Raw genomic sequence first — 21,223 nt, forward strand, 5'->3', positions numbered from 1 at the left:
CGAAACTCAAAGGAGAATATTATGATTTTAATCACCGGCGCATCTGGCCAACTTGGTCGTCTAGTTATCGATAACCTTTTAAACACCACACCCGCTAACCAAATCGTGGCAGCGGTTCGTAACCCAGAAAAAATCGCCGATTTAGCCGAAAAGGGCGTTCAAATTCGCCAAGCGGATTACAGCGATCTTGATTCTCTTGTTGCGGCCATGCAAGGCGTGGAAAAAGTACTATTGGTTTCTTCCAGCGAAGTGGGTCAACGTGTTGAGCAACACCGCAATGTCATCCATGCCGCCAAAGAAGCGGGGGTTGCTTTGATTGCTTACACCAGTATCTTAAATGCGGACACATCGCCGCTAATTTTGGCAAAAGAACACGTAGCGACAGAAAATCTGTTAGCGGAATCTGGCGTACCTTACGTACTACTTCGCAATGGCTGGTACTCAGAAAACTACACAATGGGCCTTGCGACCGCTTTAGAATACGGTGTGGTCGGTTGTGCTGAAGACGGAAAACTGTCTACCGCAGCGCGTGCTGACTATGCTGCGGCAGCGGCCGCAGTGCTTGTTAAAGACGGACAAGCAGGTAAAGTCTACGAACTGGTGGGCGACAATGCCTTCACACTCAGTGAATACGCTGCCGCGATTAGCAAGGTATCCGGTAAAACCGTGACGTACCACAACGTTCCTGAAGCGGAATACACCAAGATTCTAGTGGGTGCAGGCTTACCAGAAGGCTTCGCCGCGGTTCTTGCCGATTCCGAAGTGGGTGCCTCTCAAGGCGGCCTATTCAGCGACAGCAAAGACCTATCAACGCTCATTGGTCGCCCTACGACGTCCATTGAAGACAGCATCAAAGCGGCGTTGTAAGCCATTTTAGCTTTGCTTAGGTATACAAATTAGATCAAAAAAAACGGTTAGAGCTTTCACTCTAACCGTTTTTTTATTTGCTAATCAAACGCTTAAACGTCTAGGTTGGCGACGTTCAAGGCGTTGTCTTGGATGAAGTTACGACGTGGTTCCACTTCGTCTCCCATCAAGGTGGTGAACATTTGGTCAGCGGCAACGGCGTCGTCGATGGTGACGCGAAGCATGCGGCGCGCATTAGGATCCATAGTGGTTTCCCAAAGTTGCTCAGGGTTCATCTCACCCAAACCCTTATAGCGCTGGATGGTCATACCGCGAGACGCTTCTTTCATTAGCCAAGACTTCATGTCACTGATGGTTTTCACCGCTTCACGACGTTCGCCACGTTGAATGTAAGACTCTTCTCCAAACAGTTCTGCAACCGTTTCCGCCATCGTTACAATACGTTTGTATTCTGGAGAATTAAAGAAAGTGCCTTCAAAACGGTAACGGTTAGACACGCCGTGAGACATGATATCGACTACTGGTAAGTAGATATTGCGTTCATCGTCTTTTTCCACAGAGAAGTCAAAACGGAATCCCGTACGTGCATCTTGTGGCATTTGATTACGGATGGCGTCAACCCATTCCATGACAGCCGCTTCTTTCGTCAGGCTGTCTTGAGTAAGTGGTTTGCAATACAAAAGTTTGCCCATTACATCTTTTGGGTACACACGAGACAATCGATCGATATCGCCTTCAATTTGAATGTAATCACGGACCAATTTTGCTAGGTGCTCGCCTTGGATACCTGGCGCCTCTTCGTTTACGTGCATGTGAGCACCATCCAAAGCCACTTCAATCAAATGGTGATTCAGTGCGGCTTCGTCTTTGATGTATTGTTCTTGCTTGCCACGTTTGATTTTAAACAAAGGCGGTTGTGCAATGAAGATGTGGCCGCGTTCGATGATTTCTGGCATTTGACGGAAGAAAAAGGTCAACAGCAGGGTACGAATGTGAGAGCCATCCACGTCGGCATCGGTCATGATAACGATGCTATGGTAACGCAATTTATCCGCGTTGAATTCATCACGGCCAATACCACAACCGAGTGCGGTAATCAGAGTGCCCACTTCCACTGACGCCAACATTTTGTCAAAACGGGCTTTTTCGACGTTCAAGATTTTACCTTTCAGCGGCAAAATCGCTTGTGTACGACGATCACGACCTTGTTTTGCTGAACCACCTGCAGAATCACCCTCCACTAGGTAGATTTCAGAAAGCGCTGGGTCTTTTTCCTGACAATCGGCCAATTTACCTGGCAAGCCAGCAATGTCTAACGCGCCTTTACGACGAGTCATATCACGGGCACGACGAGCCGCTTCACGGGCACGCGCCGCATCGATCATTTTGTTAACGATGATTTTGGCTTCGTTTGGTTTCTCTAGTAGGAACTCAGAGAAGCGCTTGGTCATTTCTTGCTCTACGGCCGTTTTTACTTCAGAAGACACCAGTTTGTCTTTGGTCTGAGAAGAGAACTTCGGATCCGGCACTTTTACCGATACGATGGCAGTCAAACCTTCACGGCAGTCGTCGCCTGTGGTCGCCACTTTTTGCTTCTTCGCTAACCCTTCTTTCTCAATGAACGTGTTTAGAGTACGCGTCAACGCACCACGGAAACCCGCAAGGTGAGTACCACCGTCGCGCTGTGGGATGTTGTTGGTGTAACAGTAGATGTTTTCTTGGAAACCTTCGTTCCACTGCAATGCCACTTCTACCGCGATACCGTCTTCTAGGTCATCACGTTGGCACATAAAGTGGAAAATATCGTTAATAGGCGTTTTGTTAGTGTTCAAATGCTCAACAAAAGAGCGCAAACCACCACTGTAGTTGAAGAAATCTTCTTTACCCGTGCGCTCATCTTTGAGTCGAATGGCAACGCCAGAGTTTAAGAATGACAACTCACGCAGGCGCTTCGCCAGAATGTCGTAAACAAACAGGATGTTATTAAAAGTCGCAGGAGAAGGTTTAAAATGAACGGTTGTGCCTTTGCCATCAGAGTCTCCGACAATCGCCAATGGCGCTTGTGGCACACCATGGACATAATGTTGTTCGTAGACTTTACCATTTTTGCGAATCGTCAAAGTGAGCGCTTCAGATAGGGCGTTTACTACTGAGACACCCACACCGTGAAGACCACCGGAAACCTTGTATGAGTTATCGTCAAACTTACCACCGGCGTGAAGTACCGTCATGATAACTTCCGCGGCAGAAACGCCTTCTTCTTCGTGTATATCAACCGGAATACCACGGCCATTATCCGAAACAGAAATCGATTCATCTGGGTGAATCAGTACAGTAATGGTGTCACAATGGCCAGCGAGAGCTTCATCGATGGAGTTATCCACGACTTCAAACACCATGTGGTGCAAACCCGTACCATCATCCGTATCACCGATATACATGCCTGGACGTTTACGTACGGCATCTAGCCCTTTGAGCACCTTGATACTGGACGAATCGTAATTATTTTCACTCATTTAACTCTCCTGCAAACCTTTGCTCAATTAAAGACAGTTCGCCGTTATTCATCGAAAACTGACGAACGTCTGTTGTGTCGGCCCAAGTAAAATCCGTTGTGTCAGGCTCGACACTGGTAATAAAAATTTGGCTGTTTAATGACTCCAACAACTGACAAAGTTTTTGTCTGTGATTAGCGTCCAACTCTGCCGGTAAATCATCCACTAAAAATACCAGGGGGCGGCCCATATCGATCAGTAATTGCCCTTGAGCGATCTTCAACGCGGAAACAACCAGTTTTTGTTGACCTCGAGACAGGGTGTCTAATGCATCGCCTGTCGCGGTTTTCACTCGTAAGTCGGCTCGTTGAGGACCTGTGTGCGTATAACCCAGCTCGATATCTCGCTCGCGTCCTGCTTCCACCGCCATCTGTAAACTTTTCTGAGCGTCCCAGCCTTGGAAGAACTGCAAACTCACCGAAAGCTCTGTGGTTAATAGCGATAAAACCTTCACAAAATGCGGTGTTAATTTTTCCACATACGCTTTGCGAGATTGATTGACTTGCTCACCCAGTCGGATCAATTCCTGATCAAATGCCGCCAATAAACTGAGGGGTATTTTACCACGTCTGAGCAAGGTATTCCGCTGTTTTAATGCTTTTTGCCAGCCCCGCCACGCTTGAATGAAGTCTTTATCGAAATGAAACACCCCCCAGTCGATAAATTGACGTCGAATGCTCGGTGAACCCTCTAATAATCGAAAAGCATCGGGGTTAATAAGCTGTACAGGAAGACGTTCTGCAAGCTCAACAACCGATTGGGCTCGTTGGCCTTGGATACGAACGTCAATTTGACCATCACGATAGCGCTGTAGACCCACACGAATCGGGCTACCTTGCGTTTGGTGAAGCTGCGCAAAGACGATACAAGCCTCGTTTTCATGCTGAATATAGGTCTTGTGTTTGTGGCTACGAAAGGAACGACCAAACGACAATAGGTGAATGGCTTCTAAGACAGAAGTTTTACCGCTGCCATTTTTACCAACAATCACATTTACTTGGGGCGAAGGTTCAAAGCGCACACTAGAAAGGTTGCGAACATGAGAGATGTCCAAACGCACCAGCGGCATAACTCTTAAACCTTAATGAGGGTAGGGAAGACAACCCGCCTGGCATGTTAAAAAACAACATTGCCAAACGGGTGATAGGTCTATCATCTAAGCGATGATTAAAGACGCATCGGCATCACAACGTATTGCGCTGCGTGGCTTTGTGCTTCTTCGATCAAGGCGCTGCTGTTGGAGTCATTCAATGACAAACGCACTTCTTGAGAGTCTACGACACCCAGTACGTCTAACAAGTAACCCACGTTGAAGCCCACTTCCATGTTGTCGCCTTGGTATTGCACCAATACAGACTCTTCGGCCTCTTCTTGCTCTGGGTTATTGGCAAACACTTGCAACATGCCGTTAGACAAAATCAAACGCACACCACGGTATTTCTCGTTAGAAAGAATCGATGCCCGTAGGAATACTTGGCGTAATTCCAAACGATCGGCAATAACGATTTTTTCGTTGTTGCGCGGAATAACACGGTGATAATCTGGGAATTTGCCATCGACTAATTTCGAGGTAAACACATATTCCGCGACTTTCGCGCGAATATGGTTTGTACCTATCGTTAGCTCAACGACTTCATCTGTATCGTTTAGCAAGCGGTTTAGTTCTAATACCCCTTTACGCGGAACAATAACTTGCGTCAAATCGCCACTTACTTGTGCGTCTTCAACCGCCGTTGCCAAACGGTGTCCGTCGGTCGCAACAACACGCAGCTGACCATCTGCGACTTCTAACAACATACCGTTTAGGTAATAACGTACATCTTGGTTTGCCATCGCAAAACCGGTACGGTCGATCAAACGACGTACGCTATTTTGTGCGATAGATACCGTTAGATCGCCTTGCATGTCTTGGATATTCGGAAACTCATCCGCTGGCAAAGTAGACAAACTAAAACGTGAACGACCAGAACGAATCACCGCTTTTTGATCATCCAAGGTGAACTCAATCACCGCACTGTCTGGTAAGCTTTTACAAATGTCCATGAGCTTGCGCGCTGGCACCGTAATTCGGCCTTCTTCGCACTCATCTAAAGGTACATGGCCCACCAATTCGACTTCTAAGTCAGAGCCAGTCAAAGTCAGTACTTGGTCTTTCACTTCCACCAACACATTGGCCAAGACCGGCATGGTTTGTTTGCGCTCTACAACGCCTGCCACTAGTTGAAGTGGCTTAAGAAGTGTCTCGCGGACGACTGAAAATTTCATTATTTTCCTCGTAAACTCAAAGTCTTAGACCATCAGGTGGTCAGAATTCGCATCAATTGTTTGTAGTCTTCTCGGATATCCGAATCCGTATCTTGCAGTTCTTTAATCTTGCGAATCGCATGCAAGGCTGTCGTATGGTCGCGGCCACCAAAGGCATCGCCAATTTCAGGCAAGCTATGGTTGGTCAGCTCTTTGGCTAACGACATCGCCACTTGGCGAGGACGAGCCACCGATCGACTACGACGTTTCGACAGCAGATCACTGATCTTAATTTTGTAGTATTCCGCTACAATTCGCTGGATATTATCGATGTTTACCAGCTTATCTTGCAAGGCCAAAAGATCTTTTAACGACTCACGCACGAAATCCGGCGTAATCGCTCGTCCGGTGAAATGTGAGTTAGCGATAACACGCTTCAACGCACCTTCTAATTCACGTACGTTTGAACGTATTTTCTGTGCGATAAAGAATGCCGAATCATAAGATAGCTTGATGCCACTTTCATCCGCCTTACGCATCAAAATCGCCACACGCGTTTCTAACTCAGGCGGTTCAATAGCAACCGTTAAACCCCAGCCAAAACGCGACTTAAGACGATCTTCCAAACCTTGGATCTCTTTAGGATAGCGGTCACAGGTCAGAATCATCTGCTGGCCACCTTCTAATAGAGCATTAAAGGTGTGGAAAAACTCTTCTTGCGTACGGTCCTTACCAGCAAAAAACTGAATATCATCAATTAATAAGGCATCAACCGAACGATAATAACGTTTAAAATCGTTGATCGCGTTCAACTGAAGCGCTTTTACCATGTCAGCAACGAAACGTTCAGAGTGCAAGTAAACCACTTTAGCATTCGGATTATGACGCATCATCTCCGTACCGACGGCCTGCATTAAGTGAGTTTTACCTAGGCCAACCCCACCGTATATAAAGAGAGGGTTGTAAGCACCACCTGGATTTTCAGCGACTTGCAAGGCAGCCGCATGCGCCAACTGGTTCGATTTACCTTCGATGAAGTTATCAAAGGTAAAAGAATTGTTTAAGTTCGCGCCGTGATTAATACCCCCTTCTACCTGAACTTTACGTTTAGGGGCTGTTAATGGCAGCTGACCCTGTTCATAAGGTTCAAGCTCCCCACGTAATCCCGTACCAGATAAGGTTAATGGTGCTTCAAATTCTAGGTCAGCGTTTGGACTGCCTTCTTCGTCATCCATTAAGCCAAAACCTGGACGATAGCCAGATTCTCTCGCCACTTCATTATTCAGCGGATTAATAGCGGGTTCATTTGAAACCGGCGGCGGTGGCGGCGACATCGAATTTGCTTGTGCAAAGTTTTGCGCCTTCACCTCCAGCTTTAAAGCTGGGGCAAGGTCATCGCCAGCAAATTCAGACAATAATTCTTTTATGCGCGTTTGATATTTGTTACTCACCCAATCCAACACAAAACGGTTTGGTGCACTTAGGCACAATTCTCCATTCGGCATCATTTCAGCCTGCAATGGACGAATCCAGGTGTTGAACTGAGATGTGGAAAACTCACTCTGCAAGCGCTGCAGACAAAGATTCCAATGCTCCAAAGACACTGTAGACGTACTCCCTGGTTGAGTGACAGACAAGGAGCGGATTTTACATCGGGCATTTAAAGTTATCCACACATAAATAGAAAAAAACCCGATTCCTGTCGTAAATCAAAAAATGTTAATAACACAACAGGTTATACACAGCCGTAGATAAGAAATATTTGTGTGCATAAAAACACAAGTTATACACACGATAAAATGCGTTTATTTTTATATTATCCACATGTGGAAAACGTTTTATCATTTTGTTTTTTATACACATTAGAAGTTTAAAAAAAGTCTCTGTGGATAAAATATTTCTATTCAAATTTCTTTATCCACTTCTTTGGTAAAACTCTGTGCGTAAGTATTGAATGAATTGTGCAGCTCTTTTTTTTATAATTCCCCTCTGTAAGCATTGAATTTACTGGAAAAAGCCTCTAAAATCCGCGCCCTGATTTGACCAATCAAATGTAGAGGCTTGGCGCGAGCTAACCCTCAAAACTCAAACACTGCATTCAGTGAGAGAATTAAGATGAAAAGAACTTTCCAACCTAGCGTTCTAAAACGCAAACGTAACCACGGTTTCCGTGCTCGTATGGCTACTAAAGGCGGACGTCAAGTTATCGCTCGTCGTCGTGCTCGCGGCCGCAAGGTTCTAAGCGCATAAGTACGCTGATGACCGAATATTGTTTTCCTCGGCACGTCAGACTTCTGAATGCCGGGGATTATCAATCTGTCTTTAATGACACCTCCTCCAAAGTCTTTGCAGGCGAATTCCTTTTATTGGCACGAAAACGAGATGACAACCAAACTCGGTTGGGTCTTATTGTGTCGAAAAAAACGGATAAACGTGCGGTAGGCCGGAATCGTATCAAACGCTTGGTACGTGATTCCTTTCGTCACCACAAAATTCCGCTTTCAGGTCTTGATATTGTCTTCTTAGCACGACAAGGCATCAAAGAACTGGAAAACGCGGATTTGCACAACCGACTCGATAAAGCATGGGATCAGTTGGCAAAAAAAGCCTTAAAACCCGTTCAAAATAAAAAACGCGATCAAGATAAGCAGAAATAGGCTGAAAAAACTGCCAAAGGCTGGTTTAATAGCGCGTGATTTTTATAAGGGTTCAATGAACCTGCTTGTCTAACCAAATGAATTAGTTGAATACCATGGATTTCAGACGTTACTTTTTATGGGGTGCGCTTTTTATCAGTGGCTACATGCTGTTTTTACAGTGGAGCCAAGATTATGGTCCTCAGTCCACTCAAAGCGTAGCTCAAAGCACACAGTCTCAACCTGAGACAAACTCTCAAATGAACGATGATTTGCCTATGGCAACTCAAAGTACGACCGATGCGAATGCCGAGATTCCGCAAAGTGTGAGCCAAATTGCACCCGGAAAACTGATAGAAGTGACAACCGATACCTTGCGTGTTGCCATTAATCCAGTTGGCGGTGACCTTGTTGAAGCAGCCCTGCTGCAATACAAAAAAGAATTAGGCCAACCGGATCCTTATGTCATTTTAGAAGATGGCTCTGCGCGTACTTATGTCACGCAAAGTGGTTTAGTAGGTCAAAACGGTCCCGACGCTTCGCCAGAAGGCCGTCCAGTCTATCAGTCAGAAAAAACGACTTATACTTTGGCGGATGGTGAAGACTCGCTTGACGTAAATCTATATTACACCGATGCAAAAGGCGTGAAATACACCAAAACCTTCCGTTTTACGAAAGGTCAGTACCGTATTCGCCAATTGATCACGGTTGATAACACGTCTTCAAGTACGTGGCGCGGTAATCTGTTCGCACAGATTAAACGTGACAATTCAGAAGATCCAAGTACGGCCACTAGCATGGGCTTACAGCCTTACCTAGGCGGTGCGGTTTCTGATGAGCAGAACAAATACAAAAAAGTATCTTTTTCTGACATGAGAGAAGAACCGCTTAAAACCACCACCACACAAGGTTGGGTTGCGTTGCTACAACACTATTTTGTGTCTGCTTGGATTCCTGAGCAAGGCCAAAAAGTCACTTTACAAGCGCGTACTAATGGTGACTTTAACATCATTGGATTCACCGGTTCTCCTGTGGAAATCGCGTCAGGCAAACAAGGTACATTAAGCTCAACGTTCTATGTTGGTCCTAAGTTACAAGATCACCTTGAAAGCACCGCAGAAAATCTAGATTTGACCGTCGATTATGGTTGGTTATGGTGGTTAGCAAAACCACTATTTTGGCTGTTAACATTGATCCAGTCTTATGTGATTAACTGGGGTATCGCCATCATTTTGATCGTAGTGTGTGTTAAGGCAATCTTCTTTAAGTTGTCTGCCGCAAGCTACCGTTCTATGGCGAAAATGCGTAAGTTCGGTCCTGAAATTGCCAAGCTGAAAGATCAGTACGGTGATGACCGTCAAAAGATGTCGCAAGCCATGATGGCACTTTACAAAAAAGAGAAAATAAACCCACTAGGGGGCTGTTTACCTATTTTGGTACAAATGCCGGTTTTCCTTTCTTTGTACTGGGTACTGATGGAGTCTGTTGAGTTACGTCACGCGCCATTTTTCTTATGGATCAATGACTTATCTGTAATGGATCCTTATTTCGTACTGCCTATCTTAATGGGTCTTAGTATGATGGGACAGCAAATGCTTAACCCAACACCGCCAGATCCAATGCAAGCTCGAATCATGAAGATTATGCCGATCGCATTTACCTTCTTCTTCTTGTGGTTCCCGAGCGGTTTGGTACTGTACTGGGTGACAAACAACACCTTGTCGATCATACAACAGTACATCATTACGAAACGTATCGAAAAAGAAGCCTGATAACAAAATCGGTCTTTGATTTCAAAAAAGGCTTCCCATTGGGAGGCCTTTTTTACGTTTAGATTGCCATGCTTGTCTTGCTAACGGACAATGACAGCCATCTCTATTTATTTTCTTTTATCATCGCACAGAGTTTGATTATGACCGATTTCCAATACGCCACAGACCAAGACACGATTGCCGCACAAGCCACCGCTCCTGGCCGAGGTGGCGTAGGGATCATTCGTTTATCCGGCCCAAAAAGCCTTGCCATCGCCAAACAGATTATCGGCTTTGAGCCTAAACCGCGTTATGCCCATTACGTACCGTTTAAAACCACGAATCAAGAACAGCTCGATGAAGGCATCGCCTTATATTTTCCAGGTCCCAACTCCTTCACTGGCGAAGATGTGTTTGAACTACAAGGCCACGGCGGCCCTGTCATCATGGACATGCTGTTGAGTCATTGTGTTGCCCTTGGTGCGCGCTTAGCACGTCCAGGGGAGTTCTCCGAACGTGCCTTCATGAACGACAAAATGGATTTAACGCAAGCCGAAGCCATTGCCGACTTGATCGACAGTACGTCAGAACAAGCGGCTAAATGCGCGTTGCGTTCCTTACAAGGTGCCTTCTCAAAACGCGTAGACGAACTGGTTGAAGCCTTGATTCACCTGCGTATTTACGTGGAAGCCGCCATTGATTTTCCAGAAGAAGAGATCGACTTCATTGGAGATGGCAAAGTCGCTGCGGAACTGGCAGGCATTCAAGCGAAGCTTGTTGACGTGCTCAAAGAAGCGAATCAAGGCGCCTTAATTCGCGAAGGCATGAACGTGGTCATAGCAGGGCGTCCCAATGCCGGCAAGTCCAGCTTATTGAACGCCTTATCAGGCAAAGAGTCCGCCATCGTGACGAACATCGAAGGCACCACTCGAGACGTCTTGCGTGAACATATCCATCTGGATGGCATGCCACTGCACATTATCGACACCGCCGGTTTACGCGACAGCCCAGACGAAGTAGAGCGCATCGGTATTCAGCGCGCATGGGACGAAATCAGCAAAGCGGATCGCATTCTCATGATGGTCGACAGCCAATCGATAGATTCAAAAGACCCAAGCGAAATCTGGCCAGAATTCATGGAAAAACTGGGCAATACCAAACACCTTACCTTAGTGCGTAACAAAGTCGATTTGACCAAAGAAGGTACGGGTATTGAAATGGTCTCAGGCGTCCCTGTCGTCTCTCTGTCGGCCAAAACAGGTGAGGGCGTTCGTGACCTGACTGAACATCTAAAAGCCGTCATGGGCTTCGACAGCACCACAGAAGGGGGGTTTATCGCCCGTCGTCGCCACATTGAAGCGCTCAACAAAGCCAACCGTTTTTTAGACGCTGGTAACGAGCAACTACACGGCTACGGAGCAGGAGAGTTACTCGCCGAAGATCTCAAAGAAGCCCAACAAGCCCTAAGCGAAATCACCGGCGCCTTCACCAGCGACGACCTGTTAGGCCGCATCTTTGGCTCGTTTTGTATTGGGAAGTGAAGGCAAAAAATCAGCAAATTCGATTGACTGAATATTTCTCAGTTTATTGATTAGTAAGAAATAACTGATGCAGGTAACTAAATGAATAAAGATCTTACAAACTCATTAGTCGCACGAAAAAATGTACTGAACAACCCTTACGCACTTAGCCAATTGGAATCTAATTTTCAACTTGGTGGATTAGCTTTTGATGGCGAAACTGTTTTTACCAAACAACAGGCTGCAGATATTCTTACTATAGATGAACGTACTATTGATCGCTATTTAAGCAGTTATGCTGATGAGCTTAAATCAAATGGCTATCGGGTTTTAAAAGGTAAGCAATTGAAATCCTTACGTTTAATGTATGTCGACGACACAAATGTCGTCGACATCAGCCCAAAAGCACCATCACTTGGCATATTTTCCTTTCGAGCTTTGCTAAATCTAGCAATGCTGGTCACCGAGAGTGATCGAGCAAAAGCTATCCGTAGTCGTATGTTAGATCTTGTGATTGATGTAATTGCTGAAAAGGCAGGGGGTCATACAAAATACATTAATCAGCGAGACAAAGACTATTTACCTACAGCATACATGGAAGAAAGCTACCGTAAACAATTTACTGATGCCTTGAAAGACTGTCTAGATATGGGGCATTTTAAATATGCCATTTACACAGATAAAATTTACCAAGCTGTATTCTGTGAAAATGCCACTGAATATAAGAAAGTACTACGTTTAGCTGATAAAGATAAAACGCGTGAAACAATGTACACAGAAGTTCTAAAAGCCATTGCTAGTTTTGAGCATGGACTTGCTGTGCAATTAAGACAAGAATCAGAAAAATTAGGTCGGATGCTCAAACCAGTAGAATTGGACAATATGATCACTGCGGCAGAGTCTAATCCTTTTCTAAAGCCTGCTATAGAAGACGCTCGTATCCGTATGGCAAGCAGTGATCTAGGATTTCGGGACGCCCTACATGAGAAGCTTGAGCACTATATTCAATCAGTACCAGAAGGTGACTTTGATCGATTTCTAGGGGAGAAAAGCCGCTCTTTAGAACAACAACTTATCGACACTGAAACCCTCAATGTATTAAAAAGGTTAAAGGATCGATAATATGGATTTCACTATTCTTTATTTCGATCCAGAGCATGCAATAAGCCAACATGACTGGATTATTGAAAATTCAGGAGGGCTTTCAGGTATCAAAGACCTTGGACAGATTTCAAGTGTACTAGAGCATATACAGAATGACTTATACTATCCAACTTTCGAAGAAAAACTAAATCATCTAGTATTTGCTATCAATAAGTTTCACGCATTCAATGATGGTAATAAACGTTCAAGTTTGGTCTTAGGTGCATATTTTCTAGAACTAAATGGCTATGGCTACTGCGTGAAAAAATTTGTACTAGAAATGGAAAATATCGTGGTATGGCTAGCAGAAGGAAAAGTCTCAAAAGAACTACTGCTGAAATTAATTACATCTCTAATCATGGATGATGATTATCCAGAAACACTTAAAATTGAGCTAATAGACGCCATTAACTGAAAAATATACAGCACTTTTAGCTCGTTTTGTATTGTAATCAAGAGAAGTGCATTCGAGCTCTAAACCATCAGGCTTAGAGCACTGAAAGTCTTTAACCCACGGTCATTTTAACTTTTGGATAGCGGACTTTTTTGCTTCTTGGGCTGGCGAGGAAGTAGGCCAGTGTTAATGGGCCTAAGCGGCCGATAAACATCAAGAAGATGATGATAAATTCGCCGGTATTGCTTAAGTTTCCAGTTAACCCTCGAGATAACCCTACAGTGCCAAGTGCTGAGACCGCTTCGAAAACCACATCTAGGAAGTCGGCGTGTTTTTCACTGATCAAGAGGCCAAAAATCGCCAACCAAGTCACACCAATTGAGATCATGGTTAACGCGAGTGCCTTACTGATCACGTCTTTGGGGATTTCTCGCTTAAACACGTTGACTTCGGAATCGCGTCGTAAATACGCATAAGTGGCAAATATTAACAGCATAAAGGTCACTACCTTAATGCCGCTGGCGGTACTCAAAGACCCCCCTCCAATGAACATCAGCAGCAGCATAAGAGCCGTAGTCGCGTCCTCTAGTTGATCTATCGCAAGCGTATTAAAGCCCGCAGTTCTTGGGGTTACCGCCTGAAACCATGAGGCAAGCCATTTGCCTGTTTCGCTCAGGGGACCGAGAGTATTTGGGTTGCTGTATTCAATAAAATAAATCGTAAGCAAAGCCACCAAATTGATGACAATGGTGCCAATGATCATCATCTTGCTGTAAGGCGAAAGTCTTGCCCAGCGGCGGTTTTTCATTAGATCAATCCAGACGGAAAAACCCAAACCACCGATAATAAACAATCCGCTTATAGTAAAATTCACCACAGGGTCGGCCACATAAGGAACAAGGCTGTCGGCACTCAATGCAAAGCCTGCGTTATTAAAGGCGCTGATGGTGTAGAAAAAACCATGAAATAAACTGGTTTTCCAGCCGAGTGTCTCGCTCCAATGCACCGTAAGAATCAAGATGCCAATGGCTTCGACGATGAAGGAAAACAACAGCACAGATTTGGCCGTGGAAACGATACTAGAGGCGTCGGTTTGATTAAAGGCTTCAATCGCAACCGTACGTTGTAAAAAACCAATACGGCCGCCTAGAGCAACGAGAGTGACCACAGCAAAGGTCATTAAACCTAAACCACCGCATTGAATTAACACCGCAATCACGACTTGCCCAAAAGTCGTAAAAACCGTGCCCGTATCTTGTACCACCAGCCCTGTTACTGTGACGGCTGACGTGGCAGTAAAAAGGCTATGTACCCAACCAATTGGGGTTGTTGTGGCCATGGGCAGTTTGAGTAAACATGTTCCTATAACAATCAACAATAAAAAGCCGCCACACAGTATCAAAGGCGGTGCTGCCATGATCTTTTTAGCGGCTTTTGGGTGTCTTTCAATAGGAGAAACCGAGGGGTCCCACATCACCATATCAAACCAACCTTGGTACGAGGGATTTTAGAGAAGTGCGTGTACCAGACAACAATAGAACGTCATGGGTTTGAAAAACAAAATCATGCTTCAATTGCAAAAATGTTTCTTGTTCTCGTTTGATCATCACGGCTTCAACACGCCCTTTCGACGCACTGAGAACGTCGCCTAATGACTGGCCATCCAAATGGGATTTTATGTGTATTTCCACCACATATAGACCATGACCAATCGACAGGTAATCATTCACCATCGGGTAGTTCAACGCCTGCGCCACTCGAACCCCCATTTCTTCTTCAGGATGAATAATGCGAGCGACACCCAATTTAGAAACAATAGTATGGTGAGCACGGCTGCTGGCTTTAACCCAAATCTCTTTCACGCCCAGCTTTTTCAGCGCCAAGATGCACAACAGGCTGGATTCCATGTCTTCACCAATGGCCACCAACACCGCCTCACTGTTAATCAAATCAAGCTCTTTTAAGGCATTCTCATCAGTGGAATCACAAATTATCACTTGAGTGAAGTCATCAACATATTTTTCTGCAATTTTAGCGTCTCGATCTACACCCGTGACCGTATGCCCTAAATAAATCAACTCCATGCTGGCTGCAATGCCAAAACGCCCCAAACCAATTACCGTAAAATGCGCCATATTGATTCCCTTTTGTTCGTATTTTTGAAGAGTCTTTCGATAATTTAACGATCAGATAACAAGCGATAACCTAGGCCAGCTTCCGTTTTGATAACACGCTGATCATTGGCATTATCGTTGAATTTTTTTCGCAGCTGACTGACTAAAATCCGCAAGTAATGCGAATCTTGGGTATGAGTCACCCCCCAAATGTTGGCCAATAAATCTTCTTGCATCACCAGTTTGCCTGGCGTTGTCATGAGCATGCGCAAAAAGGCAAATTCCTTCTTGGTTAGCGCCAGGGGCACACCTTGAAACCACACTTGGTTGGTACTGATTTCTAGCTTAATATCTTTGGTTTCTAGAATGTCAGTAGGTAAGTGAGTATTAACTAAGTCCCGCAGTAACACTTTTACTCGGACAATCAATTCGCGAATGCCGAAGGGTTTGCTTAGGTAATCATTCGCACCCGCTTCAAGCAGACGAATCTTTTCATCTTCTTCATCGCGAGCGGTCAAAATGAGGATCGGCGTGTTGCTGGTGGCGCGTACAAGGTTGACCAAATCCATGCCGTCGCCATCTGGCAAACCTAAATCCAATATCAATAAATGCGGGGCATCTTGTTGAATCACCTGTTTTGCCGCGGCGATGGATTGTGCACCAAGGTACGTAAACCCTTCTGCTACCAATGAGATTCGAATAAAGGTGTGGATTTGAGGCTCATCGTCGATCACCAGTATTTTATAAGGCGTCATGAGACATTCCCTCCTTTACCATGCGCTAATGTCTCACGGCACGCGGGCAAGCAAATACGAATCAAACAACCTTGCTCAACCGGAACGGATTGAATCGTACCTTGATGGGCGGCAATAATGCCTTTTGATACCGCCAAACCTAAGCCTGTCCCGCTGTCATTTCGCTTGAAAGCGTCAACCGAATAAAACAGCTCAAAAATGCTATCAGACTGATCCGCTCGAATACCAATCCCTTGGTCTTGTACCTCAATACTAACCTGAGGATGCTTATTATCTGTGTCTAACGACTTTACAGAAATGGTCACAGATTTGTCTGCTGGTGAGTATCTCAAAGCATTATCGACAACATTAAAAATCGCTTGTTGAATAAGTGACGAACTCACTGAAACCAGTGGTAATTTATCCTCTGTGTGCAGGTGTAAGCGGGATTGTTGCTGACTAAATCGCTCAACAACAAGGTGCATAATAGTCACCACTGACTGCGCGGATTGTTTTGGGACCACCACTCCGTGTTGCAATTTCGTGGCTTGCAGTAGGTTTTCTATGTACTGATGCAGTCGGTGACTTTCACTGATGGCATTGTCGAACAGCTCCGCTTTTTCTTTCTCGGTGAGCTTATCCATGTATTCTTTTAATGTACTTAGGGTGCCAATAATGGTCGCCAACGGAGTGCGTAAGTCATGGGAAACAGACAATAAAATACTATTGCGCAATTGCTCTTGTTTTAAACGACTCTGCTGATCGCGGTACAGTTCGGCTAACTTACTGGTGACCGCGGCCACCAATAAAAACACCAGCACGTTCACCATGTCATTGCGATTAAACATCTCAAATGAATAACGGGGCACCGTAAATAAGAAGTTAAAACATAAGGCTTCAAATAAAGCGATGCCATACACCCAGCGGGGATGACATGATAACGCGACAACAACCACAGACAGCTGCAAAATCAATAAAATCGCAACATTTGATCCCAACCAAAGATCCAAACCATAGCAGATCAATAAAGCGCTACAGACCGCAAACATAGCGGCATAATAGGAAGAAATCGCTGGTCTTTTCATAGTGTCGCTTGTGATGGCCTTTTACCTAAGGAGAAGTACAAGCAAGACTGTAGCAAAGGGAGTTAAGATTGGCGCGTAAAAAAAGCGTAACTTTTTCACCACGCCACGGTATTTATTCGCTCAGCAGCCGTCCTAATTGAATGGCGGCGGCGATATTACGTGATGAGTTGATTACATTCGTTTCCGCCTGAAGTAAGACATTGTCTAAGCTATCGAGCGCCGGAATGATGGGGAAAATCGCCAACATGCCGTGGGCTAAAATAGCCTCAGCGTCTTTCCCTAAACTCCCCGCTATACCAATGGTGGGAACCTTATTTGCGTTGGCTTGTTTCAACACGCCCATGGGGGTTTTGCCAAAGACAGTTTGGCCATCTATTCGACCTTCGCCAGTAATGACTAAATCCGCCGTTCTCAGCTTGTCAGCCAGACCGACGGTGTCTATAACAATCTCGATGCCGGGCTTTAGAGTCGCATTAAGAAACACTTTTGCGCCCAAGCCCATGCCACCCGCCGCGCCGGCGCCAGAATCAAGACGATGATCTGTAAAGCCGCTTTGTACCAAGACATCCGCAAAATGCGCTAACGTCTTGTCTAATAAAGTCACCATGTCAGGTGTCGCACCTTTTTGTGGGCCAAAAATAGCGGAAGCGCCACGTTCACCACATAAAGGATTATCCACGTCACACGCCACATCAAAACGACATTCAGCTAAAAGAGGGTGCACCTGACTCATATCAATATGGCTCAATTGCGCAAGCGCCATGCCACCAAAGGGCAGCTCCTGATGATTATCGCCTTGGAATTGAATACCCAATGCTTGTGCCAAACCAACACCCGCGTCATTCGTTGCACTGCCACCTAATCCCAAAACAATGTGTTTGATGCCTCGATCTAGGGCATCTTTGATCAGTTCTCCGGTTCCGAAGCTGGTGGTGTAAAGTGGATCACGCTGATCTCGTGGCACCAAATGCAACCCCGAAGCGGACGCCATTTCAATCACCGCAGTGGACGATGTTTGACCCTCTACCAAACCTAAAATACCGTATTGCGCCATGACTCTATTGCCCAGCGGACCGGTCACTTCAAGGTCAACCAAATGGCCTCGAGTCGCGTCAACCATGGATTGTACCGTCCCCTCGCCACCATCTGCCATCGGCACTTTTATATACTCCGCCTGAGGAAATACCTGACGAAAACCCACCTCAATCGCATTCGCAACTTCCAACGCGGTTAAACTTTCTTTAAAGGAATCAGGGGCAATTACAATCTTCATAGTTGTTCCTTTTGTGTCATTGAGTTTGAAATAAAAGCAAGAAATGCGCCTATCCGTTCACTACCCAAGATAAGCGCAAACGCAATCCATTAAAGTAAAAACAAACTCAAAACATATACTAGACACATTGCGGTGACACCTTGAATCAAGGTCGCCATGGTTTGAGCTTTATAGGCTTGTGGAACGCTCATGCGGCTAAATTGAGCGACTACCCAGAAGAAGCTATCGTTAGCATGGGACACCGTCATAGCACCAGCACCAATCGCCATTACAGTTAGTACCCGACCCATTTCACTGGCTAAACCAATATCGCCCAACATAGGAGCCACTAGAGCAGATGTTGCTACTAAAGCAACGGTAGAAGAACCCTGTGCCGACTTTAACGCTGCAGCAACGATAAATGGCATGAAAATACCAATACCAAGCGCAGACAATGATGTGCCAAGAAAATCGCCAATTGGTGTCGCTTTAAGAACCGCACCAAAAGCACCACCAGCACCAGTAATGAGTAAGATGGGTGCAGCAACCACTAAGCCCTGACTAATACGCTCGCTAAATTCTTCTATTTTTTTATCACTTTTTAGCAACAACAAAGATAAAAACAAACCGATTAACAAGGCATTAACAGGTTGGCCTAAAAAGACCAATACATCGTACAAAACCTCTTTTCCTAAAGGAGCGGAAGGAAAAGCAGCGACAGATCCAAAACAGATTAATAAAATAGGGACAAAGATCGGTGCAAAAGCTTTAAAAGGGCTTGGCAGCTCACCATAGCTTTGCTTTAGCGTTTCGTAGTCTTCATTTTGCGTTTTTAGTTCATTCGCGCCCTCGCCATCAGGCTCAACATTCGCAAAACGATTTGCCCACAACATGCCCGCCAAAGCAGCAACGGCAGCAACAAAAACGCCTACTAGGATAACCAAACCCAAATTTGACTCTAAGCCGAGATTTCCTGCTGCGGCAATAGGGCCAGGCGTTGGGGGAACAAAAGTATGAGTCGCATAAAGCCCAGTAGCCAAGGCCACACTCATCGACACACTAGAAACCTTCATGCGATTTGCCATCGACTGCTTCAATGAGTTCAAGATGACAAAGCCAGAATCACAAAATACAGGGATAGAGACCAGATAACCAATCAAAGACATGGTTAAGGTAGGGAAACGCTTACCTAACAACCTAATAACGCAATTAGCCATAGTAATGGCGGCACCGCTTTTTTCTAAAATAGTACCGATAATGGTACCTAAAACAATCACTAACCCTATATACCCTAGAATACCACCAAACCCAGAGGTGATGGTTTTTGCAATGGTGCTGCTGGGTAAACCATAAGCAAAAGCGGCGATAAACGCGGCTAATATCAGGGTTAAAAATGGGTGAAGCTTAAATCTAGACGTTGCTAAGACGATAAAGGCAATAACCCCTATCAGGATAAGTACTAAGTTCATCGAGGAATGTCCTTTTTAATTTTAATTATTGGAGCCAATGACACCAGTGTTCATGACTTTTCATTATTCAATAAATGGACATCAGAAGCTTTAGCCACTTGGCTGGATATTAGGTTATTAATTTTTAATTTTTTGGTCATCTGCACAAAAAAATTAATATTAACACCATAGGATGACGATTTTTCTGTCATTGATCGGCTATTAGCTGCCCTAGATACAAACTAAAAAGACCATCTAAGCTATGAATATCAACTCGAGTGATCGATTGAATCTTGTCTAAACGGTATCGCAATGTATTACGATGAATATGAAGGGCATTTGCACAGTGCTGTAAGTCACCAAAGTGGGTGATATAAGCGGCAAGCGTTTTCCTTAAAATACCTTTATTATCAAAGGATTGAAGTTTTTGATAATGATTAGATAAAACATTTCCTCGCCAGTTATGCTTCAGTCCAGAGAGCAAAACCTGAAGAGAGTAATCTTCAAAAAGATACTTTTTGTCTTTGCTTTTCATCTTCTTGCCAATCAGCAACGTTTCTTGTGCCGTTTGATAGGAATGCGCAATTCCCTCTATGCTTGGAAAATAATGTCCTAAAGCAATTTTTGTGCATTCCTTCAGGTGAGCAGGCAAACGGTTTAACAATAGGTCAATCCGTGTACTTTCTAAAATAGGATCCCAATGTTTACCATCAAGAAAAGCAGGCTTTAAGATAACCAATTGATTCAGCGATGTCATAGCAACCAAGTTATCGCGCTCTGGATTTTGTAAAAGGTGCAATATTTCTTTGAGGTTATTAGCACCATTACTGTCATGTTGCGAGTGGGCATTTAGACCGCTCACTTCAATAATGGCAGCAACTCGTGGGGTATCCAAAGAAATTCCTAGCTGCGTGGCCCACTCGATAAGCTGAGCTTCATGTAAAAACTCTCCCTTAATCAGCTGTAATATAAATTCTTCTTTTTGGCGGTTTTCCCATTGTAAATTGTCTTGTAGATTGGCTTGTTCGACAATTATCTCAGCGGTCATCTTGAGTAACTGGCCATAAGGCGTTATCTCTTTAAATTCGCCAGTAATACCGATCACACCAATAATTTTACCTTGGTAATGCAAAGGTAAATTAATACCAGGCTTAACACCAATGAGACCAGAAGCGACTTCAGGTGTAATTTCTACCACTCTATTTTGAGTGATAGCCAATAAAGCCCCTTCATGGACAGCACCAATACGCAGATTATCGCCGGAACCGAGAATCACGCCTCGGCTATTCATCACATTAACATTGTGGCCTAAAATACTCATGGTACGAGTGACGATTTGCATAGCTATAGCCGGGTCTAACACGTCCATTGGGGCTCCAATCAATAACAAAGGCGGCATCATGTTACTGAAAATAAATTAGGGAAAATAGCTTAGTAAGCATCAATCAGGCACAGAATACAAAAAACACATCGTGTTTGA

At 44.8% G+C, this 21,223-nt stretch carries 17 protein-coding genes and 1 pseudogene; 7 read left to right on the forward strand and 11 right to left on the reverse strand.

Annotation, left to right across the window (positions count from 1 at the left end; genetic code table 11):
* Positions 1-21: 21 nt before the first annotated feature.
* Positions 22-867 (forward strand): SDR family oxidoreductase, encoded by an 846-nt coding sequence (locus tag DK187_RS02615; protein ID WP_111605780.1) that lies wholly within the window; start codon positions 22-24, stop codon positions 865-867.
* Between the two features lie 92 nt (positions 868-959).
* Here DK187_RS02615 and gyrB read toward each other — a convergent pair whose 3' ends face one another.
* The 4 genes and pseudogenes from gyrB to dnaA form a co-directional block, all read right to left on the reverse strand.
* Positions 960-3,383, reverse strand: a complete 2,424-nt coding sequence (gene gyrB, locus DK187_RS02620) for a DNA topoisomerase (ATP-hydrolyzing) subunit B (RefSeq protein ID WP_111605781.1) — start codon at positions 3,381-3,383, stop codon at positions 960-962.
* Positions 3,384-4,491, reverse strand: a pseudogene (recF, locus tag DK187_RS02625) (DNA replication/repair protein RecF).
* Between the two features lie 98 nt (positions 4,492-4,589).
* Positions 4,590-5,687 (reverse strand): DNA polymerase III subunit beta, encoded by a 1,098-nt coding sequence (gene dnaN / locus DK187_RS02630; RefSeq protein WP_111605783.1) that lies wholly within the window; start codon positions 5,685-5,687, stop codon positions 4,590-4,592.
* 32 nt (positions 5,688-5,719) lie between these two features.
* On the reverse strand, positions 5,720-7,270 hold the full coding sequence (gene dnaA, locus DK187_RS02635; RefSeq protein ID WP_111605784.1) for a chromosomal replication initiator protein DnaA: 1,551 nt from the start codon (positions 7,268-7,270) through the stop codon (positions 5,720-5,722).
* Positions 7,271-7,781: 511 nt separating this feature from the next.
* On the opposite strand from dnaA, the gene rpmH reads away from it, so the two are divergent.
* The 6 genes from rpmH to DK187_RS02665 all read left to right on the forward strand — a co-directional run bounded on the left by rpmH (position 7,782) and on the right by DK187_RS02665 (position 13,131).
* Positions 7,782-7,916 carry a 50S ribosomal protein L34 gene (gene rpmH / locus DK187_RS02640; protein WP_012072147.1) on the forward strand — a complete coding sequence of 45 codons (135 nt, stop codon included), beginning with the start codon at positions 7,782-7,784 and terminating at the stop codon, positions 7,914-7,916.
* A gap of 8 nt (positions 7,917-7,924) precedes the next feature.
* Complete coding sequence (rnpA, locus tag DK187_RS02645; protein WP_111605785.1) at positions 7,925-8,323, forward strand: ribonuclease P protein component; 399 nt, start codon at positions 7,925-7,927, stop codon at positions 8,321-8,323.
* 95 nt (positions 8,324-8,418) lie between these two features.
* A complete protein-coding gene (gene yidC, locus DK187_RS02650) occupies positions 8,419-10,074 on the forward strand; it encodes a membrane protein insertase YidC (RefSeq protein ID WP_111605786.1) in 1,656 nt (551 codons plus the stop codon).
* Between the two features lie 140 nt (positions 10,075-10,214).
* On the forward strand, positions 10,215-11,594 hold the full coding sequence (gene mnmE / locus DK187_RS02655; protein WP_111605810.1) for a tRNA uridine-5-carboxymethylaminomethyl(34) synthesis GTPase MnmE: 1,380 nt from the start codon (positions 10,215-10,217) through the stop codon (positions 11,592-11,594).
* A gap of 81 nt (positions 11,595-11,675) precedes the next feature.
* Positions 11,676-12,695: a DNA-binding protein gene (locus tag DK187_RS02660; RefSeq protein ID WP_111605787.1), complete on the forward strand. Its 1,020-nt coding sequence runs from the start codon at positions 11,676-11,678 to the stop codon at positions 12,693-12,695.
* Position 12,696: 1 nt separating this feature from the next.
* A complete protein-coding gene (locus DK187_RS02665) occupies positions 12,697-13,131 on the forward strand; it encodes a type II toxin-antitoxin system death-on-curing family toxin (protein ID WP_111605788.1) in 435 nt (144 codons plus the stop codon).
* A 91-nt stretch (positions 13,132-13,222) separates the two neighbouring features.
* On the opposite strand, the gene DK187_RS02670 is transcribed toward DK187_RS02665, so the two are convergent.
* The 7 genes from DK187_RS02670 to DK187_RS02700 form a co-directional block, all read right to left on the reverse strand.
* Positions 13,223-14,590, reverse strand: coding sequence for a TrkH family potassium uptake protein (locus DK187_RS02670; RefSeq protein ID WP_111605789.1), 1,368 nt, complete (start codon positions 14,588-14,590; stop codon positions 13,223-13,225).
* Between the two features lies 1 nt (position 14,591).
* Positions 14,592-15,245, reverse strand: a complete 654-nt coding sequence (locus DK187_RS02675; protein WP_111605790.1) for a potassium channel family protein — start codon at positions 15,243-15,245, stop codon at positions 14,592-14,594.
* 44 nt (positions 15,246-15,289) lie between these two features.
* A complete protein-coding gene (locus DK187_RS02680) occupies positions 15,290-15,979 on the reverse strand; it encodes a response regulator (protein ID WP_111605791.1) in 690 nt (229 codons plus the stop codon).
* Positions 15,976-17,043 carry a sensor histidine kinase gene (locus DK187_RS02685; RefSeq protein WP_111605792.1) on the reverse strand — a complete coding sequence of 356 codons (1,068 nt, stop codon included), beginning with the start codon at positions 17,041-17,043 and terminating at the stop codon, positions 15,976-15,978. The genes DK187_RS02680 and DK187_RS02685 overlap by 4 nt, the downstream gene beginning before the upstream one ends.
* 112 nt (positions 17,044-17,155) lie before the next feature.
* Positions 17,156-18,316 carry a glycerate kinase gene (locus DK187_RS02690; RefSeq protein WP_111605793.1) on the reverse strand — a complete coding sequence of 387 codons (1,161 nt, stop codon included), beginning with the start codon at positions 18,314-18,316 and terminating at the stop codon, positions 17,156-17,158.
* A gap of 89 nt (positions 18,317-18,405) precedes the next feature.
* Positions 18,406-19,764 carry a GntP family permease gene (locus DK187_RS02695; protein WP_111605794.1) on the reverse strand — a complete coding sequence of 453 codons (1,359 nt, stop codon included), beginning with the start codon at positions 19,762-19,764 and terminating at the stop codon, positions 18,406-18,408.
* Between the two features lie 187 nt (positions 19,765-19,951).
* The gene (locus DK187_RS02700; protein WP_111605795.1) at positions 19,952-21,112 is read right to left on the reverse strand and encodes a sugar diacid recognition domain-containing protein; all 1,161 of its coding nucleotides are present in this window, start codon (positions 21,110-21,112) and stop codon (positions 19,952-19,954) included.
* Positions 21,113-21,223 lie beyond the last annotated feature (111 nt).

Origin of the sequence: Marinomonas arctica (assembly GCF_003259225.1) — a bacterium.
GTDB lineage: Bacteria > Pseudomonadota > Gammaproteobacteria > Pseudomonadales > Marinomonadaceae > Marinomonas > Marinomonas arctica.

Coding starts and splice junctions, on each gene's coding strand:
- DK187_RS02615 (WP_111605780.1), top strand. CDS start 22: ATGATTTTAATCACCGGCGCATCTGGCCAACTTGGTCGTCTAGTTATC.
- rpmH (WP_012072147.1), top strand. CDS start 7,782: ATGAAAAGAACTTTCCAACCTAGCGTTCTAAAACGCAAACGTAACCAC.
- mnmE (WP_111605810.1), top strand. CDS start 10,215: ATGACCGATTTCCAATACGCCACAGACCAAGACACGATTGCCGCACAA.
- DK187_RS02660 (WP_111605787.1), top strand. CDS start 11,676: ATGAATAAAGATCTTACAAACTCATTAGTCGCACGAAAAAATGTACTG.
- DK187_RS02695 (WP_111605794.1), bottom strand. CDS start 19,764: ATGAACTTAGTACTTATCCTGATAGGGGTTATTGCCTTTATCGTCTTA.
- yidC (WP_111605786.1), top strand. CDS start 8,419: ATGGATTTCAGACGTTACTTTTTATGGGGTGCGCTTTTTATCAGTGGC.
- DK187_RS02690 (WP_111605793.1), bottom strand. CDS start 18,316: ATGAAGATTGTAATTGCCCCTGATTCCTTTAAAGAAAGTTTAACCGCG.
- DK187_RS02665 (WP_111605788.1), top strand. CDS start 12,697: ATGGATTTCACTATTCTTTATTTCGATCCAGAGCATGCAATAAGCCAA.
- DK187_RS02680 (WP_111605791.1), bottom strand. CDS start 15,979: ATGACGCCTTATAAAATACTGGTGATCGACGATGAGCCTCAAATCCAC.
- dnaN (WP_111605783.1), bottom strand. CDS start 5,687: ATGAAATTTTCAGTCGTCCGCGAGACACTTCTTAAGCCACTTCAACTA.
- DK187_RS02675 (WP_111605790.1), bottom strand. CDS start 15,245: ATGGCGCATTTTACGGTAATTGGTTTGGGGCGTTTTGGCATTGCAGCC.
- DK187_RS02670 (WP_111605789.1), bottom strand. CDS start 14,590: ATGGTGATGTGGGACCCCTCGGTTTCTCCTATTGAAAGACACCCAAAA.
- gyrB (WP_111605781.1), bottom strand. CDS start 3,383: ATGAGTGAAAATAATTACGATTCGTCCAGTATCAAGGTGCTCAAAGGG.
- rnpA (WP_111605785.1), top strand. CDS start 7,925: ATGACCGAATATTGTTTTCCTCGGCACGTCAGACTTCTGAATGCCGGG.
- DK187_RS02685 (WP_111605792.1), bottom strand. CDS start 17,043: ATGAAAAGACCAGCGATTTCTTCCTATTATGCCGCTATGTTTGCGGTC.
- DK187_RS02700 (WP_111605795.1), bottom strand. CDS start 21,112: ATGGACGTGTTAGACCCGGCTATAGCTATGCAAATCGTCACTCGTACC.